The sequence below is a fragment of the Acinetobacter sp. CIP 101934 genome (assembly GCF_000369585.1).
Lineage (GTDB): Bacteria > Pseudomonadota > Gammaproteobacteria > Pseudomonadales > Moraxellaceae > Acinetobacter > Acinetobacter schindleri.
Genome location: NZ_KB850093.1, coordinates 10,191 through 22,162 on the forward strand (window position 1 = coordinate 10,191; position 11,972 = coordinate 22,162).

Sequence of the window (11,972 nt, forward strand, 5' to 3'; positions counted from 1 at the left end):
TTCTTTATAGAATTCATCAGCGGAATTATTGCTGCGTCTACAGGATTGATTGCTGATTCTCTAGATATGTTTGCCGATGCAGCCGTTTATGGTATTGCGCTATATGCCGTCGGAAAAGCTGCGAAATATCAAGTGAAAGCAGCCCATTTCGCAGGTTGGATTCAGTTATTACTTGCTGTCATCGTGATTATTGATGTCATTAGACGATTCATGTTTGGAAGCGAGCCAGAATCAACGCTCATGATTGTTATTGGCCTGCTCGCACTTATAGCTAACGTGACATGCTTATATCTTATTTCTGGTCATCGAGAAGATGGCGCACATATGAAAGCCAGTTGGATTTTCTCGGCGAATGACGTTGTCGTAAATATGGGCGTTATATTTGCCGGTGTACTCGTGGCGTGGACGGGATCAGCTTATCCAGACTTAATCATTGGCATACTGGTTTCTTTATTCGTACTTAATGGTGCCCGAAAAATTTTGGCTTTGAAGTAAGAGTCTCGAAAATGAATCTATTTCAAGTTAAACAAAATCAGATCGTCAAAATTAGAGATCTCAAAAAAGGTAATCAATACAGTCATACCACTGATCCCGTATTGGAACGGCTCCAACTATTAGGTTTTAGAGAGGGTGAAACTCTACAAGTACTCGCTAAAGGTATTTTTGGCGGAGATCCTGTTTTAGTTCAAATTGAAACTTCAAGATTCGCATTAAGAAAGAATGAAGCTGAAAGAATTTTTGTAGAGTTAGTATCCAATGAAGATTAAGAACATTGCATTAGTCGGTAATCCAAATTGTGGAAAAACCTCTTTATTTAATACGCTTACTGGTACGCGACAAAAAGTTGCCAACTATGCTGGAGTTACCGTAGAAAGAAAAGAAGGTTCTTTTAGATTACCTTCTGGTGATGCAGTACGAGTATTGGACTTACCCGGAACTTACAGTTTAAAACCTAGTAGTTTAGATGAAGAAGTCACCAGGGCAGTTTGTTTGGGCGAGCTAAAAGGTGAAATTCTCCCCGACATTTTTATATGCGTCGTAGATGCCACAAATTTAAGCTTACATTTGAGCTTGGTTCTCGAAGTTCGTGCTTTAAATCGCCCTATGATTCTTGTATTAAATATGATGGATGAGGTCAAAAAGCGTGGTATTTCCATTGATAAGGATAAACTGTCTCAACTGTTAGGTATCCCTGTAGTTGAAGCTGTCGCAGTTAAAACAAAAGGAATTCAAGATTTAATTAATCAATTAGATCAAAAAAATCTTTTTATTACTCCTTATCATTCTGAATTAAGTCATTTTGAACAGGTCAAACAAATCACCAAACAAGTTATTTTAAATAATGACAATGGTGATAAAAGAACCGCATTTCTAGATAAAATTTTTCTACATCCTGTATTGGGTTTAGTAATCTTAACTTTAACCATGTTTGTGATGTTCCAAGCGGTATTTATATGGGCAACACCTTTTATAGAATTCATTGAAAATTTTATCGTATGGCTCAGTGATTTTATTGGACCACTAATCCAACATCCTCTATTAAAAAGCTTGGTAGTCGATGGGGTAATTGCTGGCACAGGTAGCGTGCTTGCATATATGCCTCAGATTTTGATTTTATTCTTCTTCATTTTAATGCTTGAAGAGTCAGGCTATTTACCCCGAGCAGCATTTCTTTTAGATAAATTAATGTCTAAAGCCGGGCTTAGCGGCCGTTCATTTATTCCTCTGCTATCCAGTTTTGCTTGTGCGATTCCCGGAATTATGGCAACCAGAAGTATCAGCTCTGAACGGGACCGATTAGCAACAATTATGATTGCACCATTGATGACCTGTTCAGCAAGATTGCCCGTATATGCTTTATTGATCGCGGCATTTATTCCGAACCAATTAATCTACGGCTGGTTAAGTCTGCAAGGATTAGTCCTTTTTGGTCTTTATATGTCGGGAATAGTCTCAGCGTTATTAGTTTCACTCTTTCTGAAGTTGGTTCGAAAAGATAAAACTGAAAGTATTTTTATTTTTGAGCTTCCCACATACCGAATTCCAGATATTAGAAATATTGCATTAGGCTTATATGATAGGGCAACTATTTTCTTAAAACGAGTTGGTGGCATTATCGTTGCACTGTCTATCTTGTTATGGGTGCTAGTCACGTTCCCTCAAGCACCAGATAATGCAACCATGCCAGCCATTAACTATAGTTTAGCTGGTCAGTTAGGACATTTAATTCACCCTATATTTGCGCCTATTGGTTTTACATGGGAAATATGTATTGCACTCATTCCTGCTATGGCAGCAAGGGAAGTTGTAATTGCAGCTCTTGGGGTGATTTATGCGATGTCAGGTGATGAAGATACTGTAACTCAAAGTCTGTTAAGTCAAATTTCAGGCCCGGATGGATGGGGGTTAGCCACAGGTTTATCATTATTGGTATGGTTTATTTTTGCTCCACATTGTCTTGCCACGTTAGCAACAATTAGACGAGAAACAGGTAGCTGGAAACAGCCTGTCGTTATGGCAACTTATTTGTTTGCATTAGCCTACATCTTTTCATTCATCACATATCAAGTTGCGAGTAAGTTTTAATGGCACTGTTGCAAATAGAGATTTGAGTCGATGATGTTCCCTTTAAAAAGTGCTTAGAGACCGAAAACCCTGTTGATTAGACACACTTCACCCTGAGGCTGACCATAATAAAATGACGATGCTTGTCCTTTACGTAGTGCACGCATGACTTCAATACCTTTAATTGTGGCATAAGCAGTCTTCATAGATTTGAATCCTAATGTGGCCCTGATGATTCGCTTTAACTTACCATGATCACATTCAATGACATTATTTTTATACTTAATCTGCCTGTGCTCAATATCTACTGGACATTTTCCTTCTCGCTTTAATCGTGATAAAGCATGGCCATAGGTCGCTGCTTTATCTGTATTGATGACCCGTGGAATTTGCCATTTTTTCACCGTATTGAAGATCTTTCCTAGAAAACTATAGGCTGATTTACTGTTCCGTCTAGCGGAAAGGTAAAAGTCAATCGTATGACCCCGTTGATCAACTGCACGATACAGGTAAGTCCATCGCCCCTTCACTTTGATATAAGTCTCATCCATATGCCATGAATGTAAATCTGTAGGATTACGCCAATACCAGCGTAACCGTTTTTCCATTTCTGGAGCATAACGCTGAACCCAACGATAAATTGTACTGTGATCCACATTTATGCCTCGTTCAGCGAGCATTTCTTGAAGTTCACGATAGCTGATGCCATATTTACAATACCAACGAACAGCCCAAAGAATGATTTCACCTTGAAAGTGCCGACCGTGGAAGGGATTCATCTGCTGTATCTCGAAATAAATAAGATATTTAGCTTATCATGTCAGCCTATTTGCAACAGTGCCGATATTTAGCTTATCATGTCAGCCTATTTGCAACAGTGCCATAAAAACTGCCTAATCCTGGATCGTAGAGACTTCATTTTTGAGAAAACGGAAGACCTAAAAGGCTTCAATGGCATCCATTGATTATTCGCCAAAGCTAAATAAAACCGTGGAACATTGATTGTTTTTTGATCGTGAAACATGAAAAATCATAAAAAAGCCCAATCGGGTGTGATTGGGCTATAAACTAGAAACTACAGCATTGATTTCTAAGGAAAATTAGAACACCTTTCGTATAAGGTGTATTATGTTAATTTTAGATAAATTAAAAATTTTCACTTTTAAGGGAATATCATGTTTAAACTTTTCTGCATTTTAATGCTATGTGCTAGTCAACAAGTTTTTGCTGGATTTGAAAATTTAAAAAAAATTGAAATTGAAGAACTTACCTTTAAAGAAATTATTAGAAGTCTTTATGAAGGTCAATTTACTCAAGGAAAAATTACTGAGATTGATTATGAAGATGGAGAATCATTTAGTCTTTATGATAAAAATCAAAAAAGAAAAGACATAGAAAATAGTACTTTATTAAAAAAACCAAAAAAATTAGACAAGCTAGAAAATCATTATATGCACTCTGACCAATAGGCATGGTTGCGGTTAAAATCACGCTGTAATGGAAAATCCTGTAACGCTAGATGCAGTTTGGCCTGCGCCTGTGCAATCGCCTGCACCTGGTCAATGCTGGCCTGCTCAGGATGCTCACCCATTAAACGTGGCGCAATCTGGGCAGGTTTGCCTGCAATACTATGGATGGCCTGACCGTGATGTTTCAACGGCACCGCGACAGGTACGCCTGCCTGCCCCAAACAGTCCAGCACGGGCACCAATTCAGCCGCCCCCTCAGTATCCAATTCTTCAAAAACCGTTAAGACATACTGTTTCTGTGTATGATCCACCAAAAAAAAGTTGGTGTTTTGAATACCGCCCTGGATTGGAATCAGGTCAATCACCGCCAAACCATAAGGCTCGGCAAATGCCTGCACTTCTTCTAAACTCAACGGGGTATAAACCGACATGGAAAACCTGCAAAATATCACTCTGATTTTGATAGAATACCCGTTCCCTCCATGAAGGTGTAGCACCAGAGTCGGTCTCCTTTCTCTCTTGGCGATTTTTTGGAAAATTTTATGCTCGCAAAACGTATTATCCCTTGCTTGGATGTTGATAATGGCCGAGTCGTTAAAGGCGTTCAATTCCTTGATATTCGTGACGCAGGTGACCCTGTTGAGGTTGCACGCCGTTATAACGAACAGGGTGCCGATGAAATTACCTTTTTAGATATTACCGCCACCCATCATGGACGGGACACCACCTACCGTACGGTGGAGCGGATGGCGGAAAGCGTGTTCGTGCCTTTAACTGTGGGGGGTGGCGTGCGTAAGGTTGAAGACATCCGTTTATTGTTGAACGCAGGTGCCGACAAGGTTAGCATCAACTCGGCTGCGGTGTTTAACCCAGAATTTGTACAAGAAGCATCGCAACGCTTTGGCGCACAATGTATTGTGGTTGCCATTGACGCAAAAAAAACGGGCGAGAATAAATGGGAAATTTTTACCCACGGTGGACGTAAGCCAACAGGTATTGATGCAATAGAATGGGCTGTTAAAATGGCAGACTTTGGTGCAGGTGAATTACTGATTACCAGTATGGATGCCGATGGAACCAAAGCAGGCTATGACATCGCTTTAATGCGTCAAATCAATGATCGTGTCACGATTCCAACGATTGCTTCAGGTGGTGTAGGAAATTTACAACATTTGGCAGATGGTATTTTGAAAGGTGGCGCAGATGCTGTACTTGCAGCTTCCATTTTCCACTTTGGTCAACATACGATTCCAGAAGCGAAAAAATATTTAGCTGAGCAAGGCATTGAAATGCGCCTTTAAGCAATAAAAAATAGCGAGATCCAAACCTCTCAATGCGATTGCTTGAGAGGTTTTTTATTCGGCAAATTTTAGTCAAAAAAATACCTTGCTGAGCAAGGTATATGAAATGCGTTTATACAACGCTAGAGGGTAAACGAAAAACAATAAATTTGGATAAATATCAAGCAACAAAAAGGCTTGGGCTAAATTAGCGAGATATTCAGCAAAAATATTGACATTAAAAACCAATTTTATTGACAATTCACGACATAAGCACACGACCAGCATCATGTTTTGTCAAAATGCCCTCTTCACGCTTTATCAAGAAGCAACCGATACTTTTTCGATCTCTTCTGTCTGAGCAGCGGCCACCAATTTTGGTTTCTGTTCTACCCATTTAGCAGGAAATACTGATTCAATCGCTTCAGTTAATATCTTCGAAATCGGTGTAGGTAAAGGTAGACCCAATGGATTGGCTTCTTTCAAATCTGCTGAAGACACCACACGCGTCCCCATCACATAATCAAACCAAGGACGAGTAACACACCAATTTGCATCTTGGTTCGAGTTCATGTGGTGATCATAGTGCCACGGGATTGTACGCTTCGCCCAATCAGGCTCAAGATGGGCACGGCGATGAACATAATAATAATTCCCCGCACTATAAATCGCTGCAAGCGCCATGCCTTTTGAAAAAGGATAGAACACAACACTTAGCACACCTGCGGCTACAGCAAGTGACATTAACTCATTGCGCGTACGCCAGTTGTCCAGACCCTCGACATAACAATCATCAGAAAAGCCCTGCTTGCGCACTTCACGGTGGTGTGCCCAGTGCGATTCCATCTGTTTTGGCGTTGGGCTGAAACGTGGCTTGCCTTTACGGTGAACCCCATGCAGTAGATATTTATGGGCAAACCATTCATAACCGTTTGCAATCACCAAACCTGCAACAAAACCCTTCAACATGGTTTTCTCCAAATGTTTCCTTATTTTTTTAAAGATATAAATTTTTGTAGGCGAAGTATTGACGATACGATATATTTATATTGACAAAACACGACAGAATAAGGAGTAGACAGGATGTCCCAACTCAAGAACTATACAGGCTCTGTTTATGGCGGATTAGGGCATTTATTAAAGGCTTATTGCGAAACAAAAAATATTGAAATTCCTGAGCAATTACAACAAGTCCAAAATCTTGAACGTTTTGATTACGTCATTTGGCGTGACTTACTTGAAGATCTTAATCGTTTAAATCCCAAGACAGGTTTAGGCTTAGAAATTGCAGAGCACGTACAACCTAAACATTTAGGAATTATTGCTTATCTCGCACTGTCATGTGAAAACTTGGGCGAAGCATTGGCGCGTTATCATGATTTTCATCGCTTAATTTATGATGGTAGCCCTCTCGTCGTTGAATTTAACCCACCCTACGCATCAATCCGCTGGGAAGCTCCAGAACCCAACCCAACCCAATTAACAGATGAAATTGCAATTGCGCTGATGGTGCAATTCCATAAGTTATTTCTGTCAGGTGAAGATCTCAATCTACACGAAGTGCATTTTGTGAATACCGCACCGAAAAACATTATGGTTTATGAGCAGTATTTCCGTTGTAAAGTCCGTTTTGATCAGCCTAAAACTCAGCTACTTCTACCTGTTACCGAAGCCTTTAAGCCACTTCGAACAGGCGATCACACTTTACAGCAACTACTTTTACAGCAGGCACAGGCGCTTCTGGACAAATTACCCAACTCGACCCAACTCGACCAACGCTTGCAGCACGCCATTTTGACGGGCCTGCAAAAGAACCAATACCAGATCGACTTTATTGCGGGGAAACTGGGAGTTTCGGTTCGGCAGTTACAACGCCACCTGCAACAGCAAAATGCCACTTTTCAGGAACGGGTACAGGAAGTTCGCTTTATGCTGGCAACTGAATATCTAAAAGACCCACACCTGAGTTTACAGGAGATTGCCCTGCTGCTTTGCTATTCAGAACAAAGTGCCTTTCAGCGCGCATTTAAGCTTTGGACTGGTTTAACCCCACAACAGTGGCGGAAGAACAATACCATTTATAGTTCTTAATCAAGTTGATAAGGAAACGATGGTTTCTTAAAGCATTTTTTATAGAAATGGATTTTCGATTTCCTGTTCAGGTTGGCGCTGAATTTTTTCAGGGAGATTTTCCTGTTCCAGGGCTGCCACCAGCTCATTAATAAAGGCTTGTAACTTCTTGGCAGCCTGTAAACCGACCTGATCTTTGGTTATTTGCAGATTGCCATATAGGCTCACACAATCGACCTGATTTTCCAGGGTCAGGTCATAGATTGCGGAAGACTCATTTCCATTCACAAAAGGCTTAAACATCTCGTTCCCCATTATTATTCTCTTTTCATCACACTGAGCTAAACATAGATGATTTGCAAGATGCTCTACATTATCTCAACAATTGTAAAAAATACTGCACCAGCATATCCACCAACTGCTTGATCAGCGCCTGCTTGGTTTCCTCATCAATCTGTGGCAACTTACTTTCAGCAGTCTGGGACTGTCCTGAAGCAAACTGCTTTTGTTGAGCCTGTATGCTGGCGGTATCGGCTTCTTCCGCACATTGGCTTTCCGCATCCCAACGCATATATTTAATGTCTTGATTGGCCTTAACCTGAGCTGCGGTCAACGGTAATTGATAGATGTTACGCTTCTGCTGCTCGGTCAGTTGCGGGAATAAATTAACCCCCAGCTTCTCTTCCAGATAACAGATACTGACGACCCTGACCTGCTGTGAATCATTGTTAGGTGCATAATAGGCACCGCTAATGCCCTGTTTGGGCAGATACACCGCCTTATACACGGCCGTTGGCACAATCACGCCATTCCCAATGGTTTTGAGCCGCTTTCCCTCAAACACGGGACCTGTGACAATATAGGCATCCCTATGCTGTTTGGTCACAATCGCGCGCACGGCCTCCTCCAGCTTACGCCAGACTTCCTGATTATTTTTAGGGGCCTGTGGCACCATATTAGCTAAAGAGAAACTATCATATTGTGCAGCGGTGTTATTCATATCGCCATTTGGCGCCATGTGTTATATCCGGATTTAATCTATACTCATACAAAACACTCAATTTAATTTAAATTATATAAACTATAAATTAAGTAATAGATGTCCTTCTAAATTAAGAAGAATTCTTATTTGATTAATATTTCTACCTTAACATTCATGCATAATTCGTGAATGAGAACATCTATTCAAAATAGCTTTCCAGAACAATGTTTAAGAAGTATATACGCAACTCAGTTTAAGAAGATGCAGACTTAAGCCTAGGAACAGATTACAGATATACTGAGATCATTGACAAAATTCAAAATTCAAAAAATCTTAAATACTAAAAAATATAAATCTCTGAATGTGATATACGCTGAACTATCAGGAGACTTTCCCTTGGGAGATTCTAGGCAGCCAACTTATAAAAGTCTTCGGCCATTTGATTTGGTGTCTTAAAACCCAAACCCTTTTGAATTCTTCGATGATTATAAAATAACTCAATGTATTTTATAATATCTGCTTTGGCTTCTTCTCTGGTTTGATAGTTGTAATGATGCACTAACTCATTTTTCAGTATTCCCCAAAAGCTTTCAATCGGTGCATTATCGTAACAGTCTCCGCGCTTGCTCATTGAACCTTGAAAACCATATTGCTCAAGTATATTTCGATATTCATGGCTGCAATATTGACTTCCTCTGTCTGAATGCACAATCAGTTCTTTGGTTGGTTTTTGATTGTGAATAGCCATATTTAGCGCATTACAAACAAGCTGTGTTGTCATGCGCTCATTTAAGCTATAGCCAACCACTTGCTTCGTGTAAAGGTCTTTTACCGCTGCTAAATACAGCCATCCTTCAACAGTCCATATGTACGTAATATCACTTGACCATGCTTGATTTGGTCTAGTCATTGAGAATTGTTGCTCCAGCAGGTTTTCATAGATCGCTCGATTATGGTCACTATTCGTAGTCCTTTTAAAACGCTTGTGTCGCTTACAATACAGGTGGTTCAGCGCTTTTATCTGACCTACAGCGTACATACTCATTTTTATACCCTGAGCTTGTAAGTATTTGGTTAATCGAATATAACCATAGCTCTGCCTTGTCTCCTCATGGGCTATTTTCACCAATATCGTCTGTTGATTTCGTTGAATCGTTCTTTTGCTCACGCCTCTCTTGAGCCAATCATAAAAACATGAAACTGAAACATGAAGTAATCGAGCCATTAAGGTAATTGGAAAAGAATATCTTTTTTGTTTCATATAGGCGTACCTTACTGACTTTCTTTGGCAAAGTACGCTGCTGCCTTTTTTAAAAATTCACGTTCCATTTCAGCTATTTTGAGCTGTTGTTTGAGTTTTTTATTTTCTTCGAGTAGAGCGTTTAGATCAGGTGAATACTGTTTTGTACCTGCTAAAGTTCCAGCCTTTGCTTTGGTATTCCAATTTGAAAGAGTTTGCATTGAAATGCTAAGTTGTCTAGCTGTTTCCGAGATATTGCCTTGATTGGCTTCAATTAATTTGATGGCTTCAGCTTTAAATTCTGTGGTGTAAGTCTTGTGTTTCTTGCTCATGGTAAACTCCTGATGAGTGTGTTTAGTTTACCAAGTTAAAACCTCCTGTTTTTTCAGCACACATCATACGACAAAGGGTGGAATAATCCGGAGCTGTCCAATCTAATCCAGAGAGTTTAATCAGACTTTGAACAAAACCTGTGACCATACGTAAAGAGAGTCGGAATAGTAATTTGATCATTAAGCAGCATTGAATCGCTGTATCGGAGTAGGTTTGATTTCGACCTTGCTTGCCTTGTGATTGTGCATACCACTGAGTCTTTGGATCAAGCCAAATGGAAATATTACCTCGGTTAATTAAGGCTCGGTTATAGGATGACCAATTGGTTGTACGGTAGATTTTAGAGGCAGGCTTATTCATTTTGAAATTATATTGCTGAATAAGCTTTTGATGCTAGGTTTGTGCAACAAAGCCATTATAAGATGAAAGGAATAGTACGCTAAACTACTATTCCTTTCATTAAATTATTTTAAAAAACTAATTCGATGCCTGCACCATATTTCCAGCCTTTTTCAGAATCCGTAGCCTCTTGCATAGAAGTGGCTTTCTGTCCTTTTTCATATTGGTAAGCAACGTCAATAAAAGGTTTAATTCGCTTAGTAATTTCATATCGGGTTTTGATCCCCGTTTTTAGTTCTGATAAACCTGATTTTGCAGCATAGTCAGAATCATCACTAAATACTACATCTGCTTCGATGTAAGGTTGAGTAATAAGTTTTTGAGTTAAAATTAAATCACGTTCGAATTCAAAACTTGTTCCCCAAAAGTTATTCTCTCCTCCATAAAGATATGCTTGTGTTTCAAAGAAATAAGGAGCTAGACCTAATATACCAATAACCCCATCCACTCGATCGCTGCTGCTGTTATTTTTATCTTCACTATATCTTACCCCAGCTTGTACATCCCAAAAGGGTGCTACATTACGGCTATAAAGTGCAGATACATCATATTTAGGATCATTGCTTTCTGCTTTGTCCAAATTTGCTTCAATAAATAGACGATTTTCATCTGTCCCAATTAAAGTATCAAACTTTGTTCCTAGGTTGCCCTTACCGTCTTCATCAACTATCCATGCATTTTCAAGTCTTGTTAGTTGATAAATTTGTCCGCCATGTTCTTTAAGATGATCATCATTAGATGGGGCTGATCTCTTTCTTGCGGTCAGAATAATATTATCTCCCCCATTTGCATTTTCCATTGAATAATATTCTGGATACAATTCTTGGGGGCTATATCTTAAGCCACCAGACTCCTGTAATAAGACTCTCATACCATTTGTAATATTACTTTCTTGTTGCGAAGTACTGTTATCAGCAAAAGTTAAGTTTGATATACTTATTAATGCAATTGATAAGACTGTTTTTGAAAAAAGTTTTTTAGTGGTTTGCATGTTGATTCACTCCCTTATCATTTGCATGGGGTTGGGCAACGATACTTTTTGAATCAACATCATTGCTATCTACATTTGCCACAATGAGTTTGTTCATCATTCCAGCTGCCATGTGATATAACAAATGGCAGTGGATAGCCCATTCACCTAATTCATCAGCAGTAAGTAAAGTTGTAACTGTTTTCCCTGGTGGCACAATGATCGTGTGTTTATTTGGCATATTACTTGGATCTTGACCATTTTCAAGCTGCATAAACATACCGTGCAAGTGCATTGGGTGAGCCATCATACTGTCATTCACAAATTTCAAGCGTATACGTTCCCCATATTTCACTTTGAATGGTTCTGTTTCATTAAACTTCTTACCATTAATTGTCCAAATGTAGCGCTCCATATTCCCACCAAGACGGATTTCCATTTCACGTTCAGCTGCACGAGTGTCTTTTTGAGGGTTTAAAGATTGTAAATCACTATACTGGAGTGCTTTTTGACCAACGGGTGTTGAAGCATTTGCCCATCCAAATACGGTATTATCATTCTTGTCTGAAGCCGACTTAACAGTAGCGCTATTCATCGGCATATCATGATTCATACCTTTCATAGAAGACATATCGTGATTCATGCCTTTCATAGAAGACATATC

General features: G+C 39.6%; 12 protein-coding genes and 3 pseudogenes. 6 read left to right on the forward strand and 9 right to left on the reverse strand.

Annotated features, from left to right (window positions below):
• The 3 genes from F899_RS15710 to feoB all read left to right on the forward strand — a co-directional run.
• Positions 1 to 495, forward strand: a 495-nt coding sequence (locus F899_RS15710; protein WP_005220164.1) for a cation efflux transmembrane domain-containing protein, incomplete at its 5' end; no start/stop codon positions are given.
• Positions 496 to 506: 11 nt separating this feature from the next.
• A complete protein-coding gene (locus F899_RS00170; protein WP_005220165.1) occupies positions 507 to 767 on the forward strand; it encodes a FeoA family protein in 261 nt (86 codons plus the stop codon).
• The gene (gene feoB, locus F899_RS00175) at positions 757 to 2,586 is read left to right on the forward strand and encodes a ferrous iron transporter B (protein ID WP_005220166.1); all 1,830 of its coding nucleotides are present in this window, start codon (positions 757 to 759) and stop codon (positions 2,584 to 2,586) included. The genes F899_RS00170 and feoB overlap by 11 nt, the downstream gene beginning before the upstream one ends.
• A gap of 53 nt (positions 2,587 to 2,639) precedes the next feature.
• On the opposite strand, the gene F899_RS00180 is transcribed toward feoB, so the two are convergent.
• Positions 2,640 to 3,344: an IS6-like element IS1008 family transposase gene (locus F899_RS00180; RefSeq protein WP_001067783.1), complete on the reverse strand. Its 705-nt coding sequence runs from the start codon at positions 3,342 to 3,344 to the stop codon at positions 2,640 to 2,642.
• A 396-nt stretch (positions 3,345 to 3,740) separates the two neighbouring features.
• Here F899_RS00180 and F899_RS00185 point away from each other — a divergent pair, with 396 nt between their 5' ends.
• Positions 3,741 to 4,034, forward strand: coding sequence for a hypothetical protein (locus F899_RS00185; RefSeq protein ID WP_004812242.1), 294 nt, complete (start codon positions 3,741 to 3,743; stop codon positions 4,032 to 4,034).
• Here F899_RS00185 and F899_RS00190 read toward each other — a convergent pair.
• Positions 4,022 to 4,465 (reverse strand): annotated as a pseudogene (locus F899_RS00190) (phosphotransferase); the annotation flags it as partial. The gene F899_RS00185 and the pseudogene F899_RS00190 sit on opposite strands and share 13 nt — an antisense overlap.
• Before the next feature lie 111 nt (positions 4,466 to 4,576).
• Here F899_RS00190 and hisF point away from each other — a divergent pair.
• A complete protein-coding gene (hisF, locus tag F899_RS00195; RefSeq protein ID WP_004812244.1) occupies positions 4,577 to 5,335 on the forward strand; it encodes an imidazole glycerol phosphate synthase subunit HisF in 759 nt (252 codons plus the stop codon).
• Between the two features lie 300 nt (positions 5,336 to 5,635).
• Here hisF and F899_RS00200 read toward each other — a convergent pair whose 3' ends face one another.
• Positions 5,636 to 6,283, reverse strand: coding sequence for a sterol desaturase family protein (locus F899_RS00200; protein WP_004812246.1), 648 nt, complete (start codon positions 6,281 to 6,283; stop codon positions 5,636 to 5,638).
• A gap of 114 nt (positions 6,284 to 6,397) precedes the next feature.
• Here F899_RS00200 and F899_RS00205 point away from each other — a divergent pair, with 114 nt between their 5' ends.
• Positions 6,398 to 7,405, forward strand: coding sequence for an AraC family transcriptional regulator (locus F899_RS00205; protein WP_004812248.1), 1,008 nt, complete (start codon positions 6,398 to 6,400; stop codon positions 7,403 to 7,405).
• A 39-nt stretch (positions 7,406 to 7,444) separates the two neighbouring features.
• Here the strand turns inward: F899_RS00205 and F899_RS00210 are convergent, their stop codons facing one another.
• The 6 genes and pseudogenes from F899_RS00210 to F899_RS00240 form a co-directional block, all read right to left on the reverse strand.
• Positions 7,445 to 7,687 (reverse strand): hypothetical protein, encoded by a 243-nt coding sequence (locus F899_RS00210; protein ID WP_005404640.1) that lies wholly within the window; start codon positions 7,685 to 7,687, stop codon positions 7,445 to 7,447.
• 70 nt (positions 7,688 to 7,757) lie between these two features.
• A pseudogene (locus F899_RS00215) lies at positions 7,758 to 8,405 on the reverse strand (DNA/RNA non-specific endonuclease); the annotation flags it as partial.
• Between the two features lie 367 nt (positions 8,406 to 8,772).
• A protein-coding gene (locus F899_RS00220) for an IS3-like element ISAba22 family transposase (RefSeq protein WP_126034958.1) occupies positions 8,773 to 9,938 on the reverse strand; the annotation gives its coding sequence in 2 pieces (ribosomal slippage) (positions 8,773 to 9,680 and positions 9,680 to 9,938; 1,167 coding nt in all).
• Between the two features lie 67 nt (positions 9,939 to 10,005).
• A pseudogene (locus F899_RS00230) lies at positions 10,006 to 10,299 on the reverse strand (IS5/IS1182 family transposase); the annotation flags it as partial.
• Between the two features lie 109 nt (positions 10,300 to 10,408).
• Positions 10,409 to 11,329, reverse strand: coding sequence for a copper resistance protein B (locus F899_RS00235; protein WP_005220168.1), 921 nt, complete (start codon positions 11,327 to 11,329; stop codon positions 10,409 to 10,411).
• On the reverse strand, positions 11,316 to 11,972 hold a 657-nt coding region (locus F899_RS00240), incomplete at its 5' end, for a multicopper oxidase domain-containing protein (protein ID WP_005220170.1). The genes F899_RS00240 and F899_RS00235, both read right to left, overlap by 14 nt.

What these genes read in the sequence shown, in the direction of transcription:
- F899_RS00170 (WP_005220165.1), top strand. Translation starts at nt 507, where the DNA reads ATGAATCTATTTCAAGTTAAACAAAATCAGATCGTCAAAATTAGAGAT.
- feoB (WP_005220166.1), top strand. Translation starts at nt 757, where the DNA reads ATGAAGATTAAGAACATTGCATTAGTCGGTAATCCAAATTGTGGAAAA.
- F899_RS00180 (WP_001067783.1), bottom strand. Translation starts at nt 3,344, where the DNA reads ATGAATCCCTTCCACGGTCGGCACTTTCAAGGTGAAATCATTCTTTGG.
- F899_RS00185 (WP_004812242.1), top strand. Translation starts at nt 3,741, where the DNA reads ATGTTTAAACTTTTCTGCATTTTAATGCTATGTGCTAGTCAACAAGTT.
- hisF (WP_004812244.1), top strand. Translation starts at nt 4,577, where the DNA reads ATGCTCGCAAAACGTATTATCCCTTGCTTGGATGTTGATAATGGCCGA.
- F899_RS00200 (WP_004812246.1), bottom strand. Translation starts at nt 6,283, where the DNA reads ATGTTGAAGGGTTTTGTTGCAGGTTTGGTGATTGCAAACGGTTATGAA.
- F899_RS00205 (WP_004812248.1), top strand. Translation starts at nt 6,398, where the DNA reads ATGTCCCAACTCAAGAACTATACAGGCTCTGTTTATGGCGGATTAGGG.
- F899_RS00210 (WP_005404640.1), bottom strand. Translation starts at nt 7,687, where the DNA reads ATGTTTAAGCCTTTTGTGAATGGAAATGAGTCTTCCGCAATCTATGAC.
- F899_RS00235 (WP_005220168.1), bottom strand. Translation starts at nt 11,329, where the DNA reads ATGCAAACCACTAAAAAACTTTTTTCAAAAACAGTCTTATCAATTGCA.